General features: G+C 61.6%; 27 protein-coding genes and 2 tRNA genes. 17 read left to right on the top strand and 12 right to left on the bottom strand.

Features of this window, described 5'->3' with window-relative positions:
* The 7 genes from P8X48_06065 to P8X48_06095 form a co-directional block, all read right to left on the bottom strand.
* Positions 1-1,890 (bottom strand): M4 family metallopeptidase (locus tag P8X48_06065; GenBank protein MEJ2106883.1); only part of this gene is annotated, 1,890 nt, incomplete at its 3' end.
* Positions 1,891-1,936: 46 nt separating this feature from the next.
* The gene (locus P8X48_06070) at positions 1,937-2,446 is read right to left on the bottom strand and encodes a hypothetical protein (protein MEJ2106884.1); all 510 of its coding nucleotides are present in this window, start codon (positions 2,444-2,446) and stop codon (positions 1,937-1,939) included.
* Between the two features lie 93 nt (positions 2,447-2,539).
* A tRNA-Phe gene (locus tag P8X48_06075) sits at positions 2,540-2,615 on the bottom strand.
* Between the two features lie 82 nt (positions 2,616-2,697).
* Positions 2,698-2,973: an oxidative damage protection protein gene (locus tag P8X48_06080; GenBank protein MEJ2106885.1), complete on the bottom strand. Its 276-nt coding sequence runs from the start codon at positions 2,971-2,973 to the stop codon at positions 2,698-2,700.
* On the bottom strand, positions 2,970-4,037 hold the full coding sequence (mutY, locus tag P8X48_06085) for an A/G-specific adenine glycosylase (protein ID MEJ2106886.1): 1,068 nt from the start codon (positions 4,035-4,037) through the stop codon (positions 2,970-2,972). Before mutY ends, P8X48_06080 begins: the two co-directional genes overlap by 4 nt.
* Positions 4,038-4,044: 7 nt before the next feature.
* The gene (locus P8X48_06090) at positions 4,045-6,021 is read right to left on the bottom strand and encodes an AsmA family protein (protein MEJ2106887.1); all 1,977 of its coding nucleotides are present in this window, start codon (positions 6,019-6,021) and stop codon (positions 4,045-4,047) included.
* A 20-nt stretch (positions 6,022-6,041) separates the two neighbouring features.
* A tRNA-Gly gene (locus tag P8X48_06095) sits at positions 6,042-6,115 on the bottom strand.
* A 174-nt stretch (positions 6,116-6,289) separates the two neighbouring features.
* Here P8X48_06095 and thiS point away from each other — a divergent pair.
* From thiS to fabB, 6 genes are all read left to right on the top strand, one after another.
* Positions 6,290-6,490 carry a sulfur carrier protein ThiS gene (thiS, locus tag P8X48_06100; GenBank protein ID MEJ2106888.1) on the top strand — a complete coding sequence of 67 codons (201 nt, stop codon included), beginning with the start codon at positions 6,290-6,292 and terminating at the stop codon, positions 6,488-6,490.
* Positions 6,490-7,320, top strand: coding sequence for a thiazole synthase (locus P8X48_06105; GenBank protein MEJ2106889.1), 831 nt, complete (start codon positions 6,490-6,492; stop codon positions 7,318-7,320). Before thiS ends, P8X48_06105 begins: the two co-directional genes overlap by 1 nt.
* A gap of 97 nt (positions 7,321-7,417) precedes the next feature.
* Positions 7,418-8,050, top strand: a complete 633-nt coding sequence (gene trmB / locus P8X48_06110) for a tRNA (guanosine(46)-N7)-methyltransferase TrmB (GenBank protein MEJ2106890.1) — start codon at positions 7,418-7,420, stop codon at positions 8,048-8,050.
* The gene (locus P8X48_06115; GenBank protein MEJ2106891.1) at positions 8,047-8,406 is read left to right on the top strand and encodes a GIY-YIG nuclease family protein; all 360 of its coding nucleotides are present in this window, start codon (positions 8,047-8,049) and stop codon (positions 8,404-8,406) included. Before trmB ends, P8X48_06115 begins: the two co-directional genes overlap by 4 nt.
* Positions 8,407-8,521: 115 nt before the next feature.
* The gene (gene fabA / locus P8X48_06120) at positions 8,522-9,058 is read left to right on the top strand and encodes a 3-hydroxyacyl-[acyl-carrier-protein] dehydratase FabA (GenBank protein ID MEJ2106892.1); all 537 of its coding nucleotides are present in this window, start codon (positions 8,522-8,524) and stop codon (positions 9,056-9,058) included.
* A 15-nt stretch (positions 9,059-9,073) separates the two neighbouring features.
* Positions 9,074-10,291 carry a beta-ketoacyl-ACP synthase I gene (gene fabB, locus P8X48_06125; GenBank protein ID MEJ2106893.1) on the top strand — a complete coding sequence of 406 codons (1,218 nt, stop codon included), beginning with the start codon at positions 9,074-9,076 and terminating at the stop codon, positions 10,289-10,291.
* On the opposite strand, the gene P8X48_06130 is transcribed toward fabB, so the two are convergent.
* Positions 10,288-10,716, bottom strand: coding sequence for a hypothetical protein (locus P8X48_06130; GenBank protein ID MEJ2106894.1), 429 nt, complete (start codon positions 10,714-10,716; stop codon positions 10,288-10,290). The genes fabB and P8X48_06130 overlap by 4 nt on opposite strands.
* A gap of 31 nt (positions 10,717-10,747) precedes the next feature.
* Between P8X48_06130 and P8X48_06135 the strand changes: the two genes are divergently transcribed.
* A complete protein-coding gene (locus P8X48_06135; protein ID MEJ2106895.1) occupies positions 10,748-11,593 on the top strand; it encodes a ferritin-like domain-containing protein in 846 nt (281 codons plus the stop codon).
* 4 nt (positions 11,594-11,597) lie between these two features.
* Here P8X48_06135 and P8X48_06140 read toward each other — a convergent pair whose 3' ends face one another.
* Positions 11,598-12,287, bottom strand: a complete 690-nt coding sequence (locus tag P8X48_06140) for a hypothetical protein (GenBank protein MEJ2106896.1) — start codon at positions 12,285-12,287, stop codon at positions 11,598-11,600.
* Between the two features lie 201 nt (positions 12,288-12,488).
* On the opposite strand from P8X48_06140, the gene P8X48_06145 reads away from it, so the two are divergent.
* From P8X48_06145 to P8X48_06160, 4 genes are read left to right on the top strand one after another with little or no spacing between them, the layout of a single operon-like run.
* Positions 12,489-13,334, top strand: a complete 846-nt coding sequence (locus P8X48_06145) for a TRAP transporter TatT component family protein (protein ID MEJ2106897.1) — start codon at positions 12,489-12,491, stop codon at positions 13,332-13,334.
* Between the two features lie 34 nt (positions 13,335-13,368).
* Positions 13,369-14,412 (top strand): TRAP transporter substrate-binding protein DctP, encoded by a 1,044-nt coding sequence (gene dctP / locus P8X48_06150; GenBank protein ID MEJ2106898.1) that lies wholly within the window; start codon positions 13,369-13,371, stop codon positions 14,410-14,412.
* 3 nt (positions 14,413-14,415) lie between these two features.
* Positions 14,416-14,928, top strand: a complete 513-nt coding sequence (locus tag P8X48_06155) for a TRAP transporter small permease (GenBank protein ID MEJ2106899.1) — start codon at positions 14,416-14,418, stop codon at positions 14,926-14,928.
* A complete protein-coding gene (locus P8X48_06160) occupies positions 14,925-16,202 on the top strand; it encodes a TRAP transporter large permease subunit (protein ID MEJ2106900.1) in 1,278 nt (425 codons plus the stop codon). The genes P8X48_06155 and P8X48_06160 overlap by 4 nt, the downstream gene beginning before the upstream one ends.
* Positions 16,203-16,205: 3 nt before the next feature.
* Here the strand turns inward: P8X48_06160 and P8X48_06165 are convergent, their stop codons facing one another.
* Both P8X48_06165 and P8X48_06170 read right to left on the bottom strand, forming a co-directional pair.
* Positions 16,206-17,078, bottom strand: coding sequence for an MBL fold metallo-hydrolase (locus P8X48_06165; GenBank protein ID MEJ2106901.1), 873 nt, complete (start codon positions 17,076-17,078; stop codon positions 16,206-16,208).
* 217 nt (positions 17,079-17,295) lie between these two features.
* On the bottom strand, positions 17,296-17,484 hold the full coding sequence (locus tag P8X48_06170) for a CPXCG motif-containing cysteine-rich protein (protein ID MEJ2106902.1): 189 nt from the start codon (positions 17,482-17,484) through the stop codon (positions 17,296-17,298).
* Between the two features lie 97 nt (positions 17,485-17,581).
* On the opposite strand from P8X48_06170, the gene lexA reads away from it, so the two are divergent.
* The 6 genes from lexA (at position 17,582) to P8X48_06200 (ending at position 24,216) form a co-directional block, all read left to right on the top strand.
* Complete coding sequence (gene lexA, locus P8X48_06175; GenBank protein MEJ2106903.1) at positions 17,582-18,187, top strand: transcriptional repressor LexA; 606 nt, start codon at positions 17,582-17,584, stop codon at positions 18,185-18,187.
* Between the two features lie 80 nt (positions 18,188-18,267).
* Positions 18,268-19,137, top strand: a complete 870-nt coding sequence (locus P8X48_06180) for a hypothetical protein (GenBank protein MEJ2106904.1) — start codon at positions 18,268-18,270, stop codon at positions 19,135-19,137.
* 56 nt (positions 19,138-19,193) lie between these two features.
* Positions 19,194-19,958 carry a hypothetical protein gene (locus P8X48_06185; protein ID MEJ2106905.1) on the top strand — a complete coding sequence of 255 codons (765 nt, stop codon included), beginning with the start codon at positions 19,194-19,196 and terminating at the stop codon, positions 19,956-19,958.
* Positions 19,959-20,017: 59 nt separating this feature from the next.
* Positions 20,018-22,699: an HAD-IC family P-type ATPase gene (locus P8X48_06190; protein MEJ2106906.1), complete on the top strand. Its 2,682-nt coding sequence runs from the start codon at positions 20,018-20,020 to the stop codon at positions 22,697-22,699.
* Between the two features lie 29 nt (positions 22,700-22,728).
* Positions 22,729-23,265 carry a CPBP family intramembrane metalloprotease gene (locus P8X48_06195; GenBank protein MEJ2106907.1) on the top strand — a complete coding sequence of 179 codons (537 nt, stop codon included), beginning with the start codon at positions 22,729-22,731 and terminating at the stop codon, positions 23,263-23,265.
* Between the two features lie 39 nt (positions 23,266-23,304).
* On the top strand, positions 23,305-24,216 hold the full coding sequence (locus P8X48_06200) for a hypothetical protein (protein ID MEJ2106908.1): 912 nt from the start codon (positions 23,305-23,307) through the stop codon (positions 24,214-24,216).
* Here P8X48_06200 and rpiA read toward each other — a convergent pair.
* Positions 24,213-24,872 (bottom strand): ribose-5-phosphate isomerase RpiA, encoded by a 660-nt coding sequence (rpiA, locus tag P8X48_06205; GenBank protein ID MEJ2106909.1) that lies wholly within the window; start codon positions 24,870-24,872, stop codon positions 24,213-24,215. The genes P8X48_06200 and rpiA overlap by 4 nt on opposite strands.
* Positions 24,873-24,932 lie beyond the last annotated feature (60 nt).

Consider the following 24,932-nt stretch of genomic DNA (forward strand, 5'->3'; position numbering starts at 1 on the left):
GTCGTTGCTCAGGGGGACGTCGTCCACGTACAGGGAGTGTGTACCCTCAGTGGCGTAGACTCCGAGACCATACGGATCCCCGATCTGCCAAACGCTGCTGGCGTTACTGCCGCCTTTGGCCCACTTGCTCAGATTGCCTTCGAATCCATCGGAGAACAGATTGCTGGGTACGTCGCCTACACTTGGACAGTAACTGGCATCGGGAGCTGTCGCCCCCGTGGGCGCCGGCGTGGCCATTTCCACGGCAGTAGTCGCCGCCTGTACGCTATCGGTGCAGTCGGCATTGGTGATGCCGTGGGTGCCGACGAGATTGAGGCAGCCCTGGTACAGGGCGTTGGACAGGTCGAAGTAGTCCGAGCCCGAGGTCAGCAGGTGGGTTTGAACCTCGTAGTAGATTTGCGCTGCCTTGTCGATGCCGATGCCGGTAACCGTAACTGGGCCTGAGCCTGGGTCGAACGTCCCACCGTCCACCATTAACGCCGCGGCGTGATTGCCGATGCCGCTGTTGGTATGGACGCCGCCATTGTCGCCGGAACCAATGGCATAGTACGTGGTATCGGACATCCTGTTCGGTTGGCCATGGTCGTTGGGAGTCCACATGCTGCGTATGACGCCGATCACCGAACCTTCGCCCAGTTCCCAACGCGTCCCGGAAGGCGGGAGTGAGACGGGGACGTCGCTGGCACCGCGGCCATTGGTGAGATCCACGAACTCGCCGAAGACATCGGACATGGACTCGTTTATGGCGCCCGACTGGTACCAATAGAACAGATCCGAGGTACGGCTGGTAACGCCATGGGTGAGTTCGTGGGCGTCAACGTCGTCACCCTCGGGCATGCCATTGCAGTAGACCATCTGCTTGAGGCTGTCGACCCAGGCCGCGTTCGGGCATAAGCCGCCGGCATAGGCGAAATCAAAATGCACACTGGAGACAATGGTCATACCCTTGTCGTCGATGCTGTCCCGCCCGAAATGGTTCTTGTAGAAATCGTAGGTGTCGCCCGCGTACAGGCTCGCGGTGTTGGCATCAGTGTCGGAGGCCGTACAGTTGTCGGCCGTGCTCTCACTGCACAACAAAGTCCCGGGAAGCTGGCTCGTCGAGGTTACCGAAGTGGCGTCGTAGGTCTTGCGGCTCTTGGCGTGTTCCACCTGGGTGAAGTGCAGGGCGATGCCGCCCTTTCTTGCGTCGATCAGTACAAATTCATCGATCATGGCCTGTGGGCCTGATGTGACATCCATGCGCCAGACCAGCAGCGGGCCGGGTCCGGCGGGCCCAATCAGTTCCGGCGCATAAATAGACAGTACCGGCGTGGAAGCTGCCAGTTGCGAGGTGCCGACCTTGTAGAATGCGGCCACCGCGTCTACAGCCCGTTGCTCAGCTTCGGTGGCTGTCAGGGTCGGCGTGGGGTCCAGGGAAATGTTGGCCTTGGCTTCGCCGTTCATGGATGACATGCGACCCTCGGCATCCATGTTGACGATGAGTTCGCCGCCAATCACTGGCAATCCCTGGTAGACCTGCTGGTAGCGCACCATGGAACGCCCGTCGGGGGTATCGAGCTCTTTCATGGTCGTCAGCTCGGTCGCTGGATCCTTGACTCCGAAAAGGGATGCATACTTGTCCAGGGCCGCCATCGCATTGTTGCCGGGGGCCAGGCCCTGGGCCATGCCGGGGAGGGCGAGTCCCTTGCCATGGTCGGTGCCGATGAAGACTACGTGGCCACTGCGTGGGCTGCGGCTGACCCTTGCGCCCTGCGAGGTAAGCCCCTGGATCAGGGTCTGTTCGCCCGTTCCCTTGGCCGACTTCGCAGGCGCGGCACCGAGATCGCCGGAAAATACAAGCAGCGCCGCTGTAGCAACAAGGAATAGCCGACGAATACGTCCGTGGTTCATTGTTTCTCCTCCCGTCCGGGGTCGTTCTTGATCGTGGCCCGCTGGTTCAGCAGGACGGTTTCTTCTTTTCCGGCGACAGCTTGCGAGCCATCGTCGATGACAGCATATGGACGAGCCGGTAGTCGCTGGAGCCGACGACACTCATGTTGTCGTAGCGTCGCTGGATTGTTTGCCCGTCCGCTTTCAATGTCAAAGTGTAGTCAAAACAATCGAAACATTTCGAACGGCCCGATTTGCCGGCGGGCGGTGCCGCAAACGAAGAACGAACCAGGGATGCAAGCTTCTTGAGTTCCGGCGGCTTCAGTTGTCCGTCGACGTGCTTCTTCAGCTTCTCGTCATCAAGCGATAACCGACCATCCTGATCAACTTCAATCTGCTGGCGAACGCCGGCGAATCCCCCGCTGACCGCAAGCCGGACTGACCAGGAGGTGGTCGTACCCGTGTCCGCTGCCGCATCTTGAACCTTCGTCGTGCCGCAGGCAGCGATCAGGAAAGCGGCCGACAGAAGGGTGGCAACACCTCGCCATTTTCTTCGATTTCGATATACCGCAAGCATAGGGATACATCCTAGCAGGATTCCGATTGCTCGATTAAAGGCCGAAGTACCGACGTATAGAGGCTTGCGCCGGCGTGAAATCGGGAGGGGAAATGGTGGCCAGGGACAGAATCGAACTGCCGACACGGGGATTTTCAATCCCCTGCTCTACCAACTGAGCTACCTGGCCGCTGCAAGGCCGGCGAATTATAGAGAAGAAGCCGGTTTTTGTAAAAATCCGCCGCGCGGTGCCGGAGTGCGGAATGGAGGGCCTACTTGGCGGCCGGAGGCTGGTAGTCCGGCGGGACCTCGGCACCCTCGCCGAAAAAGAACTGTTCCATCTGCTCCTCGATCATCTTCCGCGCCTTGGGGTCCAGGGGATTCAGGCGGTATTCGTTGATGAGCATGGTCTGGTGGTTAAGCCAGAGCTGCCAGCCTTCCTTGGATACGTTCTCGAATATGCGCTTGCCCAGCTCCCCGGGATAGGGCGGGAAATCCAGGCCCTCGGCTTCTTTGCCCAGCTTCACACAATGCACCATACGACTCATGAATCGGTCCTCAGTTGATCGAGCAGGCGTTTCACCGGTGCGGCAAGCCCGCGTTTTTCGGTCCGGTCGAGGTTATACCAGAGTGTATCCCCCTTCTCCATGACTCCCCCGCTTGTCCCCACGGCATGCGCGGTTACCGGAGTGATGGTCAGGTGGAAGTGGCTAAAGGTGTGCCGGATAGGGGGAGCGTCCCCGTCAAGCTCGATCGCGAAACCGTACTCACGCCTGAACCAACGGCGCAGGTCATCAGGGTCGCTCGTGCGGTGTTCGGGGAAGCTCCACAGTCCGCCCCAGATGCCCGAAGGGGGACGCTTCTCCATCAGCACCGCGGTGCGGTCACGGTCGCGCACCATCAACATGGTTGTGCTGCGCTCGGGCAATGACTTCTTCGCCGCCTTTCCGGGATAACGTTCCGGCTCGCCGTTCTGCCGCGCAAGACATCCCCGTGAAACCGGACAGTCGCCGCATAGCGGATTGCGCGGCGTGCACACCGTTGCCCCGAGATCCATGATCGCCTGGGTGTAGTCGGCCACCCGGGTACGCGGAGTATATTGTTCTGCCAGGCCCCACAGCGTTTTCATTGTGGCGCTGCTGTTTGCAGGACCATTCACAGCGTGCACGCGGGCAAGTACCCGTTTCACGTTTCCGTCGAGGATGGGATGGCGCTGCCCGCGGGACAGGGACAGGATGGCGCCGGCGGTGGAGCGGCCAATGCCCGGCAGGGCCGACGCCTGTTCCAGGGTGCGCGGAAAACGACCGCCGTGTTTGCTCATGACCTGTTGGGCAGCTTTCTGCAGATTGCGTGCGCGGGCGTAGTAGCCCAGGCCCGTCCAATGGTGCAAGACATCGTCCATGGACGCCTCCGCCAGGGATCTGATCGAGGGGAAGCGACGTATGAAGCGGCGGTAGAAGGGGATTGTCGTAGATACGCGGGTCTGCTGCAGCATGATCTCCGAAACCCAAACGCGATACGGGGTACGGTGGCTTTGCCAGGGCAGGGATGTGCGGCCGTGGCGGTCGAACCACTTCAGAAGACGGCGCCGGAACTCGGTCGGCTCTATCATGTATACCCTATTTCGGAGGCAGTCCCAGGCGCTTGCGCAGTTCCTCTTGCAGATCGCGTTGAATCTTCTTTTTCTCCTTGTCGATCTTTTTCTGTACCGCCCGCTTTGCCTGCTCCTGCAGCTCGTAGGCGACCGCATCGCCAATGATCTTCTGCCCGTTCATGCCGGCAAGTTTGCCTTTCAGGGGAATGTGGAAAATGGACAGGGGGCACTTGGTCTTTTCCAGCAGCCGTACCTCGGCCAGGTAGTTGATGGTGCCGCGGCCCTGGGCGACCGTGCCGGCCCCGGTGGCCTCGAACAGCTTGCCGGAAAGTTTCAGATCCCGGTTGTCGACCACGCCAGTGCGTATGGTCGCCGAGGCGCCGAGACTGGCGAACGGGGTGACGGAATCCTCCGGCGCCTTGGTCTTGATGTAGCGACCGGCCTCACAGCTCTTGATGACGGTGTCGTATACGTCCACTCCCCGCAGGCTGCCGTTCCGCAGCGAGCCCGACGCCGTGCCGTTGAGACTGCGCAGGAAATCGTCGGTATCGATTCCGCGGGCGGTCAGCTTCGCTTGTACGTTCCCGGTGCCGGAGAAGCGGTCGAAGATACCCGTATCCTTAAGCAGCCCACCGACCTCGACACCGCTGAGTTTTTCGTCCAGGTTGAACCGGGGGGCACCCTGACGGACATCGATCGTGGTGTTGCCGGCGTAGCGTCCGCCATACAGCTGTGCGCTGTTGGGCCCCAGCCTGGCCAGACCGTTCTTTGCAGTCATGCGAATGGAGATGTTTGTGGAACGGATGCCGAAGGCGGTCAGTTTGCCGATTTGAGCGTGGCCCCGGGCATCGAGTTTTTTCAGAAGCGCAATCGGGATCCCTGCCGCAGGTGCAGTCTTGGCCTTCGTTCCGGCCTTGGCCTTGGCAGGGCTCAGGTACCGATCCAGATCCACGCCATCGGCCGCGAGATCGAAGTCGATCGCCGGCAGTGAGGCGAATCGGGCCGAGGCGGAGCCCGTGACCGTGGTGTCGTCCAGCTTGAGTTTCAGCTTGCGCAGATAGATGTGGGACGGCGTCCCGTCCACAGTCGCGCTGGCACTGGCGTGGGTCAGGGCCTTCGCGTCTGCAGTGGCATAGTGCACGCCCAGCGTCTTCAACAGTTCCGCAAGATTGAAATCGGCGACCGAGACCTCGCCGCTGACAGAGGGTGTTGTCAGCAAATGCGCTGCGTCGACCTTCGCCCGAACCGTCAGCGGGCCGAGCCTCAGCTCGACCTCGCGGGCACGCAGGGTCTGCTTCTCCGGATCGACCGTTACCTGACCCTTGAGGTCGACACGGGTGCGCAGCACCGGTTTTCCGCTGCGAAGGTCGAAACCAAGATTCACGTTCACCGGCTGTGCCGGAGCAATGGCGCCGGTGCGCAGTGCAAGCCTGTCGATAACCAATGGCGCCCCCGCCTTGGCATCGTCCCAGCGGAAGGTACAGTTTCGGATATCGATCCCGTCGTCGATGCGGAAGCTGCCAATCGCACCGGCTGCCGCCGCCGGGCTGGTGCCGCCCGCGGGCACCTGGGCCTTCGCCCCTTTTGCCCGCTGCGAGGCCTCGATCATGTCGTCCCAGTTGTTGCGCCCATGACGGTCGCGCGCCAGGTTCAGTTGCAGGCCGTCCAGTTTTACCTTGTCGATCACGATCTGCTTGTGCAGCAGCGGCCACAGGCGAACGCTTACAGCGACCGAATCGATTTGCGCAAAGGGCAGCTTGCCGAAACCCGGGGCGTTGCTCAGGCGCGTCTTGCCCAGATCCAGGGCGATGGACGGAAACACCGACAGGCCGATCTCGCCCTCCATGGTCAGTTCGCGGCCAGTCTGTTTCTTCACCGCCTCTGCGATTTGGGGCTTGAACTGATTGGCGTCGATCAGAAGCGGGAGTGCGATCACCGCGACGATGAGAAGGGCGATGATCGCGCCCAGGGTAATGGCAGTGATTTTCAGCAGTTTCTTCACATGCTGTCCCGGTTGGCGGTTGGAGCGGGTGATGGGAATCGAACCCACGTCATCAGCTTGGGAAGCTGAGGTTCTACCATTGAACTACACCCGCAGCAGCCGGACGGCAAGGCCGATCCGGCCCCGTATAATATGGTAATCGCCGCCGGAAGGTAAGGCGGCTTGGCGCCCGCGAGCGGCCGGACGGACCAGGGGTGCGTCCCGCTGCGGATCGCAATACAATACCCGGTCCCCGATCCAGACCCCGGCCGGTGCCGGGCACCCGTCCATGAAGATTGTGCTGAACGGCGAAGAACGCGAACTGGCCGCGCCAACCACGGTGGCGCAACTGCTGCGCCAGATCGGCCTGGCCGAAAAACGGGTCGCGGTCGAGGTGAACCTGGAAATCGTCCCCCGGAGCGAGCATTCGCGTCACGCGCTCAGTGATCGTGACCGGGTCGAAATCGTACAAGCCATAGGTGGTGGATAATGAGTACCCCCGTATCCCGAATCGAGTCCCCCGCGTCCGGCGCCGGGGTGGAAGACCGGCCGCTGGTGATCGCCGGTCGCGAATATCGCTCGCGGCTGCTGACGGGCAGCGGCAAATACACGGATCTGGACGAAACCCGCTTGGCAACCGAGGCCAGTGGCGCCGAGATCGTCACCGTCGCTGTGCGCCGGTCCAATATCGGCCAGAATGCGGATGAGCCCAACCTGCTGGATGCGATTCCGCCAGATCGCTACACCATCCTCCCGAACACCGCCGGTTGCTATAACGCCACCGACGCCGTGCGTACCTGCCGCCTGGCGCGGGAACTGCTGGACGGTCACGACCTGGTGAAACTGGAAGTACTGGGTGACGAAAAGACCCTGTTTCCGGATGTGGTGGAGACCCTGGCTGCGGCCGAGACCCTGGTGGCCGACGGCTTCAAGGTCATGGTCTACACCAATGATGATCCCATCATGGCCAAACGTCTCGAGGAAATCGGTTGTGTCGCGGTCATGCCCCTGGCGGCACCCATCGGTTCCGGGTTGGGGATACGCAATCCGTACAACATCATCACGATCCTTGAGCAGGCATCGGTGCCCGTGATCGTCGACGCCGGCGTGGGGACGGCTTCGGACGCCGCCATCGCCATGGAACTGGGCTGCGACGGTGTGCTCATGAATACGGCCATTGCCGCCGCACGCGATCCCGTGTTGATGGCCTCGGCCATGAAGAAGGGAATCGAGGCCGGTCGAGAGGCCTATCTCGCCGGACGCATACCCCGTCGCCGCTTTGCCTCGGCCTCCTCGCCGATTGACGGCACCTTCTTCTGATCCCGCGCGGCCGCACGCGGCCGCGCTCCTGTCCGCCATGCATTCCGCCCAGCCCCGACGCCGCCCGGTCCGAAGCTACGTGCGCCGCGAAGGCCGCATGACCGCGGCCCAGGAGCGCGCGCTGCAGGAGCTGTGGCCGCGCTATGGAATTGAGCTGGAAAACAACAGCATCGATCCCCGGTCTCTGTTTGGCCGGGAAGCGCCGCTGATGCTGGAAATCGGATTCGGCAACGGCGACGCGCTCATCCAGATGGCCGCCGCGCACCCGGAGAACGACTATATCGGTATGGAAGTGCATCGCCCCGGTGTCGGCAGCCTGATGCTGCGCCTGGAGCAGGACGGAATTGAAAACGTCCGCGTGATCGCCACCGATGCGAGTGAGGCCTTGCCATGTTTTCCGGACGGCTCTCTCGATGCCGCCTATCTTTTCTTTCCCGATCCGTGGCCGAAGAAGCGACATCACAAGCGCCGTCTGGTACAGCCACGTTTTGTGGAAGTGCTGACGCGCAAGCTCAAGCCCGGTGCGGTGTTCCATCTGGCCACGGACTGGCACGACTATGCGGAACAGATGCTCGCGGTCCTGGAGCAACAGGCGCAGCTCGAGAACCTTGCCGGCCGTGGGTGCTATGCGCCACGTCTGGTGGAACGGCCCCGGACCCGATTCGAGCGCCGCGGCCTGCGCCTGGGTCACGGTGTCTGGGACCTGGCATTTCGTCGACGCGCCGTATGACCGGGCCGGTACGAACCTACCAGCTCCATATCGAGCTCAGCCGCCGGGCACACATAGAAATTGGACGCCTGGGTCGCCATACCCTGGCCGCCGGGCGCTATGTGTACACCGGCAGCGCGCGTCGGGGAATGGAGGCGCGGATTCGCCGCCACCTTTCCCGCGACAAGAAGCCCCACTGGCATATCGACTATCTGCTGCTGCACCCGGCGGCGCGTGTGATCGAGGTGCGCCGTTTCCGCGCAGGCGAGTGCGAGGTCAACCGCCGCGGAACCGGAATGGTTCCGGTTCCGGGATTCGGCGCCAGCGATTGCCGTGCCGGCTGCGGAAGCCATTTGCGCTTCCTGGGCGGCCTGTAAGCAGGTGAAGGTTTCGTGTAGGCTTGCGGTTCCCTCGAGCCGGGCCGGACGAATGGGAGCAGGACCAAGGCAAGACCGAAATTCATCAAGAAGCCCGGGAAAACGGTAGAAATCAATGAGTTTGGAACGCAAGCACAGTTACACGCGCGAGGAGCTACTCGCCTGCGGCCATAGCCAGCTGTTCGGAGACAAGAATCCCGAGACCCCGCTGCCGCCGCTACCCCTTCCGCCGATGTTGATGTTCGATCGCATCACGAAGATGACCGAGGAGGGCGGGGCCCGGGGCAAGGGCGAGATCATCGCCGAACTGGACATCAACCCGGACCTCTGGTTTTTCGCCTGCCATTTTGAGGGGGACCCGGTGATGCCCGGCTGCCTTGGGCTCGATGCCATGTGGCAGTTGCTGGGCTTCTACCTCGGCTGGATGGGAGGCATCGGCCGCGGTCGCGCCCTGGGATCCGGGGAAGTAAAATTTTTTGGCCAGGTGACGCCAGAGAACAAGCTCGTTACCTATCGCCTGGATCTCAAACGCATCATCATGCGCAAGCTGATCATGGGCATTGCCGACGGGTCCCTGTCAGTGGACGGCAAGGAGATCTACAGCGCAAAGGATCTGCGTGTTGGTCTGTTCACCTCAACTGAAAACTTCTGACGGGGGGACATACCAGTGAGACGGGTCGTAGTCACGGGAATGGGGGTTGTATCCAGCATCGGAAACAACAAGCAGGAGGTGCTGGATTCGCTGCGTGAGGGCCGTTCCGGAATCGAGTTTGCCCAGGAATATGCCGACCACGGGTTCCGCAGCCAGATCCATGGCGCCGTCCATGTCGATACCGAGGCCCTGATCGATCGCAAGCTGCGGCGCTTCATGGGCGATGCCGCGGCGTTCAACTACATCGCCATGCGCGAGGCCCTGGAAGACGCGGGCCTGGGCGAGGATGAAATCTCCGATCCACGCTACGGAATCATCGTCGGCTCGGGTGGCGCCTCCCACGCCAATATCGTGCTCACTGCCGACATCCTGCGTGAAAAGGGCGTCCGCAAGGTGGGTCCGTACATGGTGACGCGGACCATGGGCAGTACGGTTTCGGCCAACCTCGCCACCGCGTTCAAGATCAAGGGCGTCAACTACTCCATCAGTTCCGCCTGTTCCACCTCGGCCCACTGCATTGGCAATGCCATGGAGCTCATCCAGTGGGGCAAGCAGGACATGGTCTTCGCCGGCGGCGGCGAGGAACTGGGCTGGGCCTCCTCGGCCATGTTCGATGCCATGGGCGCCCTGTCGACCAAATACAATGATCGGCCCGCGGAGGCGTCGCGCGCGTTCGATGTCGCTCGCGATGGCTTTGTCATTTCCGGTGGCGGTGGCCTGCTGGTGCTGGAAGAACTGGAGCACGCGAAGGCCCGCGGCGCGAAAATCTACGCCGAGGTGGTCGGTTACGGTGCGACCTCGGACGGCTACGACATGGTCGCGCCCTCGGGCGAGGGTGCGGTGCGCTGCATGCAGCAGGCCCTGTCGACCGTGGATGGGCCGGTGGGTTACATCAACGCCCACGGCACCAGCACCCCGGCCGGCGATATTCCCGAACTGAACGCGGTGCGTGAGGTGTTCGGCGACAAGTGCCCACCCGTCAGTTCCACGAAATCCCTGACCGGCCACGCCCTGGGCGCCGCCGGCGTGAACGAGGCCGTCTACAGCCTGCTGATGATGGAAGCCGGGTTTTTGTGTGCGTCGGCGAACATCAACGAGCTGGATCCGGCAGCCGAAGGAATGCCCATTCTGCGCGAGCGCGTGGATAACGTGGATGTCACCGCAGTAATGTCCAACAGCTTTGGCTTCGGCGGTACCAATGCCTCGCTCGTATTCCGGCGTCTGCGCGACTAGCCGCCGCCCGTTGCCGGCTCCCAGTCGGCGCGCACCACCTGCCATTCGCCATCGATCTTGCGCCAGCGGGTGGTAACGGCGTAATACTGGGCGCGTTCGGGCAGAAAACCGGTACCGCCGGCAACAGCGGCGTGAAACCTGACGTCGGCTTCATTCCCCAGCACATCGATTCGCAGTCCGGTCAGGAGAATATGGATCTTCGGGTTACGAAAATACTGTGCAGCGAGATAGGCACGTACTTGCCGCGCGTTCATGTCCTCGGCACCGTGGAAACCGGGTGCCAGCCGGTCGAGCACCGGCCCCGACTGACGATGTTCCACTGCCGTGACCATGGTGTCGATCGCCTGGCGAATCAGGGTCTCGTCCGGCGTGCGGGAGCAGGAAACGAGCAGCAGGGTGGTCAGTATCAGCAATATTGCGCGCATGGCCGGATCAATCTGAAGAGGGAATCAGGGCATGGTACCCCAGGATAGACAGCAAGGTATCCCGCTGTTCGATCTCTTCGGTCGCGCGAACTGGTGTCTGGCGAAGACCGACGCGGGAGCGAAGCAGCAGGAGACCCATGCAGCGGCCGCGGCCTGGCGTGCCGGAGAGTTGGTGCTGGACCGTACAGCTGCGGCCAAGGTACCCGACGAGGCCGGTCGCCCGCCGCGGCCCCTGCTCGTGCCACCGGGCAAGCTTGCGTCCCGGGGGCCCGGCAGCCCCGAGGGCCGCGCTGCCCTGGTCCACGCCCTGGCCCATATCGAATTCAACGCGATCAATCTTGCCTGGGACGCGGTCGCCCGTTTCCGCGACATGCCGCGAGAGTTCTACGGCGACTGGATCCGGGTGGCGGACGAGGAGGCGCGGCACTTTGGTCTCTTGCGCGCGCGCCTGGTGGAGCTTGGCCACGACTACGGAGATTTTGACGCCCACAACGGCCTGTGGGAAATGGCCCGAAAGACTTCGGCCGACGTGCTTGTGCGTATGGCCCTGGTGCCCCGGGTGCTGGAGGCGCGCGGCCTGGATGTGGCACCAGACATGATCTCGCGCCTGCGACGGGCGGGTGACGAAGATACGGCGGCGATCCTGGAAATCATCCTGCGCGAGGAAGTGGGTCACGTGGAGATCGGCTCGCGCTGGTTCGGGCATGTGTGCCGGCAACGGGGCCTCGATCCGGTCCAGACCTGCGAAGATCTGTGGCGGGAATACGCCGGCGGCGCCCTCAAGGTGCCGCTGAACCTGGAGGCGCGCCGGCGCGCCGGATTCAGTGACGAGGAGCTGGACCTGGTCACGCGCCTCGCGGACCGTTCACCACGATAGCTGTTCAGGACGACGGGCCCTGTTGCTCGTCCGTGTCCGCCGCAATCGCCGCCTCGAGGAGGTCGATTCGTTCGCGAACTCGTGCGCTGGCATCGGCGCCTGCGGGAAATGCCTTGTGCAGCAGCGAGAGCAGTTCGCGCTTCTGGCTGGAATCGAAAAGCCCCAGCACGGCACGAAAGGAGTGTTCGTCCGCGGAAAGCAGGGTGGGCAGGAGTTCATCACGGGAGAACGGCGGGTCGGGGCGCAACAGGTCGGCGACCAGCGGGATTTCCAGCATGGCCAGGTGGGCGGTACGGGCGGCGGCCTCTTCCGCCAGCTCGGTGAGGGCAAGGGTATCGTCGCCTGCGGCACGACGGACCGTGTCATTGATCGCATCGAAAAGTCGCGCCAGCGCCTGCTTCTCCCTGGTCCGGTCGCCGGCGATGGTGTGTGCCCGTTCGTACAGCATATCCACGCGTTGGCGCAGGGCAAGGATGCGTTCGCTGCCGGTGCTCGCTTCCAGCTGTGACACTTCCTCCAGCAGTTCCTGGAACTGTTTCTCGAAATCGCGCGCGTCGCGCGCATCGCGTTCCCGGGCCCGTTCGAGCTCATCCAATTGGATATCGCGCAGGGTCGGCGGGAATAGCGGGTTCTCGTGTCGGCGCTTCAGCTGTCTTTCGTAGGCGCCGGGATGGCTTTCGAATTCGATCGACATGGTCTGTTCACATTACTCCAACAGGATTTGACGAGAATGGGAGTCGTCTGGTCGCGGGCCCGAAAACCGCGGATTTTCCCTGAGTTTTGCGGAACGCTGGCTTGCATCACAGGGTCAATCGGGCTAGCGTAGCGCCGAAATCCCGAAGGAGATTGTCCGATCCTGTTACGAGTTCATAAGCGGTGGCGGCCCGCGCGCCTCGTGGCCGCGCTGACAGTCTTTGGTCTGCTCGCGATGGTATCAGGATGCGCCTCGCTGGTCTCTGCATCCATGGGTCGTCTGGCCGATAGCCTCACCAATGGCATTCTGAACCAGAACGATCCGAAAACGGTTGCCGACGGCGCGCCAGCTTATTTGCTGCTCGTGGACGGCTTGATCGAAGACAATCCCCGGGATCCGTCACTGCTCGGGGCCGGGACCAAGTTGTACAGCGCCTATGCATCGGTTTTTGTTTCCGACCACGAGCGCCGGCTGCGCATGACGGAGAAGGCCCTGGACTATGCGGGGAGGCGATTGTGTGTGCTACACAAGGCCGCGTGCGGTGCGCGTTCCATGCACTTCGGTCGATTCAGCAAGGTAGTCGCAGGCCTGGACAAGGACGATGTACCCGCGCTGTACGATTTTTCCGTTGCCTGGGCCGGATGGATACAGGCGCGCAGCGACGACTGGAGCGCCATTGCCGATCTGGCCCAGGTGCGCGCCGGTCTGGAGCGCGTTGTGGCGCTGGACGGGAAATACGAGAATGGCGGCCCGCAAATGTATCTTGGCGTGCTTGCCACCCTGGTGCCGCCCACCCTGGGCGGCAAGCCGGAGGTCAGCCGGAAATATTTCGATCGTGCCGTGGAACTGTCGGGTGGGCGCAATCTCATGATCAAGGTCCAGTACGCGGATCACTATGCGCGGGTCGTATTCAATCGCCCCCTGTACGAGCGCCTGCTGAAGGAAGTGCTGGGCGGAAAAACGGTAGCGCCTGGGTTAACCTTGAGCAATACCCTGGCCCAGCAAGAGGCACGCAAGATGCTGGCAAAGGCGCCTGAGATTTTCTGATCCGGCGCGGGAATCGAGAACCGAGGAAGCAGGTATGAAATCAGGAAGTTTCCGGGCGCGGTCCTTCGCGTCCGCAGTGGCAACTGCCGCATTGCTCCTGGCATTTGTGATGCCCGGGAGCGCCGGCGCGGTTACCCTGAAGATTGCCACACTGGCGACGGACGGTACGACGTGGATGAAGCTGGTCCGTGGTGGAGCCGACGAGATTACCAAGCGCACCCAGGGCAGGGTGACGTTTCGTTTCTATCCCGGCGGCGTCATGGGAAGCGACAAGAGCGTGCGGCGCAAGATCCGGGTAGGTCAGCTGCAGGGCGGAGTGATGACCGGCGGCATACTTTTCGATGTCTATCCGGACAGTCAGCTCTACAGCATGCCCTTGGCATTCAGCAACTACAAGGATGTGGACTATGTTCGCAAGCACATGGACAAACGCATCATGGCCGGTGTGGAGAAAGGTGGTCTGGTAACCTTCGGGATTTCTGAAGGAGGGTTCGCCTACATCATGTCCAAGGAACCCATCCGCAGCATTGACGATCTGCGCAAGACCAAGGTCTGGGTACCGGAGGGCGATGTGATTACTCGCACCATGTTCGAGACTGCGGGTGTAACGCCGATCCCCTTGCCCCTCGGTGACGTCTACACCGGTCTGCAGACGGGTCTGGTCACAACCGTGGGTACATCCCCGGTGGGCGCGATTGCGCTGCAGTGGTATACGCAGGTGAAATACGTAACCGATGTCCCGCTCATGTACATATTCGGTGTGCTGGCCGTCGACAAGAAGGCCTTCTATCGAATCGCGCCCGGAGACCGCAAGATCGTCCGTGAAGTGATGGAACGGGTTTTCGCACAAATGAACCGGGACACCCGCGCGGATAACCGCAAGGCCAAGGAGGCATTGCACAAGCAGGGTCTCAAGTTCGTGACGCTACCGCCATCGGAGATGAAGCGACTGCGCAAGATCGTTAACGAGGCGCGTGTGAAGCTGGGCAAGATGGGGTACTACACACCCAAGATGTACGCAGCCATGGAGCGGTATGTAGAAAAGTCCCATCGCAAGCAAGGACTCGCGGCGCACTAGGAAATGTCGGACACCAGCCCTGCACATAGCCACCGGGTTCTGCGCGTACTGGCAAGGATCGAGGACGCGCTCCTGGTTCTGATGCTGCTTGCGCTGGTCGTGCTGTCTGCCGGCCAGATCCTGCTTCGCAACCTGTTCGGCACCGGCCTGCTGGATATGGATTCCATCCTGCGTCTGCTCGTGCTCTGGTCGGGCATGTTCGGCGCCGTGGTGGCCACACGGCAGGGACGGCAGATCCATATCGATGTGTGGTCAGACCGGCTACCCCTCCGTTGGCGCACCCGGGTCCGGCTGGCCGTCGAGCTTCTGACGGCTGCGGTGTGCGCCCTGATCGCCTGGTACAGTGGGGCATTTTCCGTGGTTGAGTTCGGCACCGGGAGCACCGTGTTCGCTTCCGTTCCCACCTGGCTGGCGGCCGGTATCTTCCCCTTCGCTTTCGGTCTGCTCACCTTTCACTACTGTGTGCATGCCCTGGGTAGTGCGCAGCGGATGCGGAAGGAAGGTGGATCGCAATGATCGTGCTCGCCATTCTCCTGCTGATCGTGCTGGCGCTCTACGGCGCTCCCCTGTTCGCCGTGATCGCCGCCGGTGCCATGATCGGGTTCTTCTCTTCCGGGATCGACTTGTCGGTGATGGCGACGGAACTCTATCGCCTGGCGGAAATGCCGGTGCTGGTCGCGATACCGCTTTTTACCTTTGCCGGCTATTTGCTCGGTGAGGGCGGCGCTCCCCGACGCCTGGTAAGGCTCACGGACGCGATGATTGGCTGGTTGCCGGCGGGCCTCGCGGTGGTGGCCCTGGTGGCTTGTGCCCTGTTTACCGCGTTTACCGGTGCCTCCGGGGTGACGATCGTCGCCCTGGGGGCCCTGTTGGTGCCGGCCCTGCGACACGCCGGCTACCGCGAGAATTTCAATCTTGGGTTGATCACCACCTCGGGCAGTCTTGGCCTGTTGTTTGCGCCGTCCATTCCGCTGATCCTCTATGGAATTATCGCGCAGCAGCAGGCCGCCGGTCGCGGCGTGACCATCACGGACATGTTTCTCGCCGGGATTCTGCCGGGCCTGTTGATGCTGGTGCTGCTGGTCGCGTGGGCTGTTTGGGAAAATCGCTTCCGCGACAGTGCCCGCATCCCGTTCAACTGGTCCGAATTGCGTGGGGCCCTGCGCGAATCGGCGTGGGAGATCCCCCTGCCTGTCGTCGTACTGGGCGGAATCTACAGTGGTTATTTCGCCATCTCCGAAGCGGCTGCAGTCACTGCCCTGTATGTGCTGCTGGTGGAAATCCTCGTCCATCGCGAGATCGGGTTCAAACGCCTGCCGGCGGTGATGCGGGAATCGATGGTAATGGTAGGCGGGATACTCATCATTCTGGGCATGGCCCTGGCACTAACGAATTTCCTGATCGACGCCCAGGTGCCCACCGCGATCTTTCAGTTCATTCGCCACCACGTGCACGAGCAGATCACCTTCCTGATCCTGCTGAATATTTTCCTGCTGATTCTCGGCGCGTTGCTGGATATTTTCTCGGCCCTGGTGCTGGTAGTGCCCTTGATCCTGCCAGTCGCGGTGGGCTACGGGATTAACCCCGTACATCTTGGAATTATCTTTCTTGCGAATATGCAGATTGGCTACTTCACCCCGCCCGTGGGCATGAACCTGTTCATCGCCAGCTTCCGCTTCGAGACGCCGGTTGCACAGATCTACCGCGCGACGCTGCCGTTCTTCTTCATACTGCTGTTCGCCGTGCTCATTATCACCTATTGGCCGGCGCTCTCCCTGGCTCTGCTCTAGCGATTATTTTGCGGGGGTGGTGTAGCACGACAGATCGTCTGCGAACTCGACCTCCCCGTGATAGAAGCCACGGATAACCCGAAGGCTTTCCTTTTCATGGTCCAGGGAGAAAGAACGCCGATCGACCAGGACCAGCTTTCCTGCACCGGCGCTGGCGGCGATCCGGCCGATACTGGAAGGTGGCATGTAGCGCATTTTCAGTTTGACCGGTACATCCTCGGCAACGGCGTGGCTCACCACCAGTATCCTCGCCCCCTTGGCCAGGCGTGGCAGTTGTCCACGCACGCCCGCTGTGTCACTCCCGAATACCAGCGCGCCCGAACGGGTTTCGATACGCCAGGCAAGTGCGGGCAAGCCGTCGTGCATCACGGGCGCGGTACTGATGGTGAAACGTCCATTGTGGAAGACAGGATTCACCTTCTTTTCGTCCACGAGTCGCGGCTGGCCTCCTCGCACCCGCAAGCGGATATCCCTGGGTTGCAGCTTGTAGGCATCCTTCGCCAGGGGATTGATCAGCGCCCCGAGGTTGCGCCACGCACCTCGTTTGTCGTCGAACAGGGTGCGCACGAATGTGATGGTGGATGACATGGTCCCGCTTCCCTGGGGTCCGTAGATCGGCAACGGTGTGGTGCGGTCGCTGTCGAGGGAGGCACGGATCAGGGCGGGAAAGCCGGCGGTATAGTCGGAGCGTAAATCCGTGAACAAGACCAGATCCAGGTCTGCGAATCGCGCGCCGGCCTTCACGAAACGCATGGGAACACCGCCACCGGCATTGATCAGCACCCGCGCCTTGCCATCGACCCGGACCACGAAGCCATTGCTGGCCCGTCCATCGCGCAGTTCCGGACCGCCCGATCCCAGGACCTGCAGTTCCACTCCGCGTCCGCTGCAGGGCGCGGCGTGAAGTTGTGAGCTGAACGCAAGTGCGATCGTCAGGATAGCGGCGTATCGGTGCATGGGGGCATGGAGAGCTTGGGGTCGATACCGGGTTTTGCGTATGGCCCATCATATCGCCGCTGATTGCCCGGTACCAAACATCGGACGGCAGGGGCGCCTGTGCAAACCGGAGGTTTGCGAGGAATTCGTTCCCGGCTCAATCGTCTTCCCGGCGAATCTCGATTCCGTTCAGGCTTCCATCGTGATCCACACGTACGCGGATCGTGATGGGTCGGCAACAGACGGAACAGTCTTCCACGTACTCCTGACCGCCTCCGGAGATGTCGACGCTGCTGGGGTAGGTCTCCCCGCAGTAAGGGCAACGAACGCTTTGTTCAATGAGCATGAGAAGAGTGTAGCAGCGGTTTTTTCCGGCGATAGGCGGGTGCCCTTGCCGGGCCGCGCCAGCTGCGCTATGGTCATGAGAACAAAAGGAGAACAAAATGCCCACCGATAGGGAGCGACAAACGCTCGATTTCTTGCACGCCTTTGTGGCCCGCCACGGCGTGGCACCCAAGCTGCGTGAGATTGCGGATCATCTGGGCATACAGTCGCGCGGGACCGTTCATCGTTATCTACGTTCCCTGGAGAGCGAGGGTCTGGTGCGTATCGATCCCGCCCGCTCGCGGGGAATACGGCTGATCGGGAAACCGGTTTCCGAAGCCGGGCGGGCCCGTCTGCCGGTTCTGGGCCGGATTGCCGCCGGACTGCCCATCGAGGCCATCCCGGGAACGGACGAAATCGATCTGACCGAATTTTTCATTGCGCCGGGGCGGTTCGTGCTGCGGGTCGCCGGCGACTCCATGATTGAGGATGGAATCCTCGATGGCGACATGGTGGTCGTGCAACAGCAGGACACCGCCCGCGACGGCGAGATCGTCGTTGCCCTGATCGACAATGAGGAGGCAACCCTGAAGCGCCTGCAGCGGAACGATGATGGCAGTATCACCCTGCGGCCCGCGAATTCGAACTACGCACCCATGCGCTACGCCGGCTCGCGGGTACGCATACAGGGTGTCGTCGTCGGCCAGTTTCGGTCCTACCGATGAACGGGATTGGCCAGAGCTGCTATTGGCCGCGCGCGCTGATTCATATCCGCGCAGACAGACGGCTCGCTTGCGATCCCGCAATGCACGAATTTCTGACCAGCTTCGGGGATGCGTATCGCATTGTGGACGCGACCAACGTGGTCGTGGATATCACCCACCGGCAGGCGAGTCGGGGGAGTCCGGAACTACTGGCCCACAGCTTGCTGCAGGAGATGGTTCGGTGGCTATCGGGCCCTGTGCTTCGCCTGGCGTGTGCGACCGACCCCATGGCGGCAGCCTGCGTGGCAGCACTCGCCCCGCCATTTGCTGTTGAGTCCGTGGCCCCATGGGAAACGAAGCCGCGGCTGGCCGGGTTATCACTTACCGATCTGGCATTCGCCTACCCCCATCTGGCAAGCAGGATGAAGATCGCGGGCCTGTCCCGGTGCGGGCAGATCCTCGACTTCTCAGCTCCCCTGGTTCGCCACTACATGGGCCAGGATGGGGTACGGCTGTGGCATCTGTGTCGCCATGGTCGTGCTGACTCGACCGTGGAAATGGAAGCGTGGCGTGATCGCATTCGTTTCCGTACGGTGCTTCCGCCGAAGACCGGCGGAACCCGGGCCCTGAAGGCCCATTTGCGCCGTCTTCACCAGGAGGCAGCCCGGGTGATGCGAACCCGGGGCCGTATCGCCCAATTCGCAGAACTTCGCGCCAGGCTTGATCATGGGCAGTGGACTTCCCCGTTTCCCCTTGGGGCACCGGTTTCCGCCGTGGGTTTTTTGCCGATTGTTAAGCTTTCGCAATCTTCCGCCCTGGCCGAAGGCAGGACCTGCCGGGAGCTCGAACTCAATCTAGCCGACCTGAGGTGTGCGGGCCCACAGATGGAATTGTTCGCCGACGAAGTGACGCGATCGGCCGACTCCGAAGTACCTCCGCCCAATCCGGCTGTCGAAATGTACGTGCGATAACGTTAATATCGTAGGTTCACTCCACCAAAGAACCCGCACCGGCGACGGGAGGCAAAATGTTGCATGTACTCGATGCTGAAGTGGAAATGATCGCGCAATGGACCACTGACGAAAAGAAACGCACGCGCGCCGTTTCGGTGCTGAATGAGTTGATTGCCGATTGTCGCGCCGCAACCAAGGTGTGGCAGGAGTATCTGGCCAACCCTGGCCAGCAAGGGGACAATTTCTCCATCGTTTCCTGGGTAGGCCCCGATCGCGCCAACCAGCTGCACGACATCAGCCTTGCTGCCCGTGCTCGGGTGATCGAGCTTGGGGAGATCTCGGGTTCCAGTGCCGGTGCCGGGTTGAGCGAGCACGTGATCGTTGATGCCTATCGTTCGCTGAATCCTGACGAGACGGGGCCGCAGGCCGCGGAGGCATCCATCGCCGAAATTGACAAGCGCGTTGCCCATATCGAGGGACTGATTCGGATGATCCGGACCACCAAGCCCAGCAAGAAGCTTGCGGCGCCCAGGGCGGGTGGCGCGAAGAAGGCAGCTCCGAAGAAGGCGAAGAAAAAGGCGAAGAAATCCTCCGGCAAGAAAGCCGCCAAGAAGAAAGCGAAGAAGAAGAAGGCGAAGAAGAAGAGCGTGAAGAAGAAGGCCGCCAAGAAGAAGGCCGCCAAGAAAAAGGCGAAGAAGAAAGCGGTGAAGAAAAAGGTTGCGAAGAAGAAGGCCGCCAAGAAGAAGGCGAAGAAGAAGGCCGCCAAGAAAAAGGCGAAGAAGAAAGCGGTGAAGAAAAAGGTTGCGAAGAAGAAGACAAAGAGCCGCAAGAAGCGCTGATACTCGCGCATTTCGGCATTTTCGTCTAGTTCGGTGCAGGCTGGCATAACTCTGCAAGCATGAACTCGACGCCGGGTTTCAATTTGGACCTCGCCGGTCTCGCCTCCCGTGCCCATGCCGTGGCGGCCGCCGAGTTGCTGCGTCAACTCGGGAGTTCCAACCAGGGTCTGAGCGGTGAGGAGGCCCGGCACCGTCTGCAGCAATATGGAAAAAACGTCCTGCCACGCGCCCGCCCGCCCGGATTCCTCGTGGTCTTCCTGCGCCAGTTCCGCAATCCACTGATCTATATTCTCGGTATCGCCGCCGTCATCTCCGGCTTTCTCGGTGAATTCACGGATGCCGGCTTCATTCTTGGTGTGTTGTTGCTCAATGCGATCGTCGGTGCGGTCCAGGAATACCAGGCCCAGCGTCAGGCGGAGGCCCTGCAGCAGCTGGTGCGTGTCAATGCGTTGCTGGAATCGGGCGACAAGGTGCCCGGCGATATCCGTCTCGTCAGCGAGCAGGGACTGGATGTCGACGAATCCCTGCTGACCGGCGAGTCTCTCCCCGCAGTCAAGGACACGAGCCGCCTGTGCCCACTTGATACGCCTCTGGGCGACCGCGCCAATATGGTGTTTGCGGGTACGCTGGTCTCCCGCGGGCGGGCGCGCGGTCTCGTGGTCGGTACCGCCGGCAACACCGAGTTGGGCCACCTGGCACAAGCCCTTGAGGCCCCTACCGCGCCGCCCCCTTTAATGCAACGGATGTCGCGGTTCACCACTTGGATCGGGATCGCCTACCTCGCTGCGGTCTTTCTGATTGCCGGCATCGCTTTGCTGGAAGGGCAGGAGCTGTACAGCATTTTCCTGCTTGCTGTCGCGTTGGCGGTGGCCGCCATCCCGGAGGGTCTGCCGGTGGCCATTACGGTGGCGCTGTCGGTGGGAATGGCGCGCATGGCACGGTGCAATGTCATCGTCCGTCGTCTGGTGGCGGCAGAGACCCTGGGTTCGTGCACCATGATCGCGGCGGACAAGACCGGCACCCTCACCGTAAATGAGTTGACGGCGCGGAGGATTCATCTTCCCGGCGAACAACCGGTGGAAGTCACCGGACATGGCATGGTGCCCGAAGGCGAGCTTCGAATTCCTGAAACGGCCTCGCCGAAAGTGCATGAGATGAGTGAGCACCTGGCACGTGCTGCGATCTTGTGCAACGAGGGGTTTCTCGGCCGCCGGGACGGCGAGTGGGTGCACCATGGTGACGCAGTGGATGTTGCCCTGCTGGTGCTGGCGCAAAAACTTGGATTGAGTTCGACCTCGGTGCAGGCACGATACCCACAAATCGCGACCATACCGTTTGAGTCGGAACGCATGTACGCGGCATCAATGAACCGGATCGACGGGAGACCCGTGATACTCGTAAAGGGAGCAAGCGAGACCGTGCTGCCGATGTGCGACTCCATGCTCACGGCAGGGGGAAAGTCTCCCCTAGCACGGGAGGAACTTGCTCGTTCCGCGGAAAACCTGGCCGCGGACGGCTACCGGGTGCTGGCCATAGCCGAGAGCGAAGGGCTCGCTGAGAACTCAAGTTCTCTCGGCGAGGATGAGCTGCACGGTCTTGTGTTTCTCGGGTTTGTGGCAATGATCGATCCACCGCGACCGGAAGCGGAAAAGGCGATCGCTTCCTGTCGCGGCGCTGGCATCCGCATCGCCATGGTGACCGGTGACCATCCCGCGACGTCACTGGCCATCGCGCGCGAGATCGGCCTCGCCAGGGACGACACGGAGGTGGTGACGGGAACCGAGTTTCGCCAGGCGCTGAAACAGGGCGACGGGGCGGTGGACGATCTTCTGCGGGGACGAACCGTGTTTGCGCGCGTGGAGCCGCGCCAGAAATACGAGATCGTCCGGGCCCTGGTGCGCCAGGGCGAATTCGTGGCGGTGACGGGCGACGGGGCCAACGATGCACCGGCCCTGCGCGCCGCCCACGTCGGGGTCGCCATGGGCAAGCAGGGCACGGCCGTGGCGCGGGAGTCAGCGGAACTCATTATCACCGACGACAACATTGCCTCCCTGGTGGCAGGGGTGACCCAGGGACGTATCGCCTATGCCAATGTGCGTAAGGTAATCTTTCTCCTGTTATCCACGGGCGCTGTGGAAATTGCCATCTTCGTCTTCGCCCTGGCCGCAGGCATGCCCTTGCCGCTTACCGCGATTCAGCTCCTCTGGCTCAATCTCGTTACCGAAGGCATACAGGATGTGGGTCTGGCATTCGAGCCGGGAGAGGGTGATGAAATGGAGAGATTTCCACGTTCTCCGCGTGAACCTCTCTTCGACCGGTCCATGGTGGAACGGATCGTTCTGTCGGCGTTCACCATGGGCGCACTTGCCTTCGCAGTCTTCTGGTGGGCCTTTGAGTACCAGGGGATGTCGCTGGAGGCGGCGCGAAATCTGACTCTGCTGCTGATGGTGCTGTTCGAGAACATCCAGGTCTTCAACAGCCGCTCGGAGACCCGCAGCGTGTTTCGCCATAACCCGTGGCGCAATCGCATATTGCTGCTGGGGACCATGGGTGCCCAGGCGGTACACATCGCGGCCATGTATACACCGGGTCTGAGTACCCTGCTCCAGGCCAGTCCCGTAACATTGGTACAGTGGCTGGAGCTGTTGCTGGTCGCAAGTTCAATTCTCGTCGTGATGGAGATCTACAAGCTGTATCGTCGCAAATATCCCTTGTCGGCCGCCGGGTCCCGGAACTCGTGACCGGGCGGCGCCTGATTTTCGTTGCCCTCGTGTCAGAATCGGTCCTGGCAGTGGCGGCATTGCTCCTTGCCAGAGTGTTTCTCGGATCATTCTTTCCCTGGCCGTTCTCTCCGGACGGGATCGACGCCACCATCGGGGCCCTGGCGGCAATACCGCCGGCACTGATGGTGCTGTCGTTGTGGTCTCCCATGCTCGCGCGCTTTGGCCCTCTCCGCCGCGCGCGCGACCACATGCTAGCCCGGATGAAACCGGTACTCGCCAGGCCCCTGGCGGGCTGCCGCTGGCCCGGGGCGGCAGGGATCTCGGTCTGCGCCGGTCTGGGTGAGGAGATATTTTTTCGTGGATTGTTGCAGTCGACCCTGGGCGCTATCCCATCCGCTCTGGTGTTTGGAGCGCTGCACGCGCTGACTCTTTTCTATTTCCTGTTCGCGACAGCTATCGGCCTGTATTTCAGCTTCCTGCTCGCCATGAGCGGAAACCTTCTGGTCCCGGTAGTTGCCCACGCAGTATATGATCTCTTCGCGCTATACTTGCTTCGACAGAAACTGAATGCCGACAATTTGTAGACAGCGACGGGCCTGCAAATGATTTTCCGGACGACGCAATTGGCATGGAACGCATGGCGGAATGTCCCGCTGGCTGCCTTCCTGCTACTGGCCGTACTGGCCCACCCGGCAGCGGCAGACTCCGCCGCGGGAGATTTGCGTGATGCCTACCAGGATTTTCGCCAGCAGCACGGTATGTTGGCGCCTGATATCAACCTTTCGATTCACACCAGGAAAAAGGGCTCACGGATCTGGACCGAGGTCTATGGAACCGTGCATGGAAAGTTTGCCGCCGTTTCCCAGGCCCTGCTTGGTTCTCGCGGCTACTGCGAATTCCTGCCACCGCTCTTCAACCTGAAAAGTTGTGTCAGTGTGCGGGTCGACGGCCGGGATTTGATTCGATTCTACGTCGGTAGCAAGCACTACACGAGTATGTTGCGCACGATCCTCATCGTAGCCGAGTTCCAGCGGGTCAGCGAGAGGCCTGACTACGTGCATGTGCGACTGGCCTCGGCGGACGCCGCAAGTACCAAGTACGGGTACCGCATTGACATCGAAGTAGTGCCTTTCGGGGACGATGTTCTGGCGCGTGTTCGAACCTATTACAATCCGGACAGTTTGACGCGAATGGCCGTTTCCACCTACCTCCATACCGTGGGCGAGAACAAGGTAGGGTTCACGCGGGTCGCCGTGGCGGGAGAGCACAAGAAGGTCTACGTGGGTGGAATGTCCGGCATAATCGAGCGCAATACCGTGCGGGCGTTTATGGCAATGCAGGCTTACCTCGATACTGCCAAAACCCCCCTGGCGGGTCGTTACAATGAACGCCTGCAACGGTGGTTTGCGCTGACCGAGCGCTTCCACCGGCAATTGCACGAACTGGGCCGAAGGGAGTACATCTCCGTAAAGATGCGCGAACGTCTACGACAGCTTCGAATGCAGAAACAGGCCAACAGGCAGAAGGATCCCTAGGCAGTCAGGGTCTCCACTCCCGTCTCGGTACCCAGCAGAAGCACATCCGCCGGGCGCAGGGCAAACAATCCATTAGTCACCACGCCGGCGATATTATTCAGATCCTGTTCCATTTCCACGGGGTTGAGTATTTCGAGATTATGGACGTCAAGGATCACGTTGCCGTTGTCAGTAACGAATCCGTCACGCCAGACCGGTTCGCCGCCAATGGCCACCAGGCGTCTGGCGACATAGCTGCGGGCCATGGGAATGACTTCCACCGGCAATGGAAACTGGCCCAGGATATCGACCAGTTTGGACGCATCAGCGATGCAAACGAATCGTTCGCTTGCAGCTGCCGTGATCTTCTCCCGCGTGAGGGCGCCACCACCACCCTTGGTCAAGTGCAGATGGCGGGTGGATTCGTCCGCTCCGTCCACATACAGGCCGAGCTGGCCGGCTTCATTCAGGTCCAGTACCCGGATTCCGTGACTCTTGAGCCGGTCTGCGCTCGCTACGGAGCTGGCCACGGCACCATCGATCTTGCCCTTGATGGCGGCCAGGCCGTCTATGAAGTGATTGGCCGTGGAGCCGGTACCAACGCCGATGATCGATCCGCTTTCAATGTATTCGAGTGCCGCCAACGCGACGGCCTTTTTCTGTTCGTCCTGGGTCATACCGTTACCTGTCTGAAGGTGTTCTGGATTTTATCGCGGTTTTCGCGGAGGACTTCATCG

The organism is Acidiferrobacteraceae bacterium, assembly GCA_037388825.1.
In the GTDB taxonomy this organism is placed as follows: domain Bacteria; phylum Pseudomonadota; class Gammaproteobacteria; order Acidiferrobacterales; family JAJDNE01; genus JARRJV01.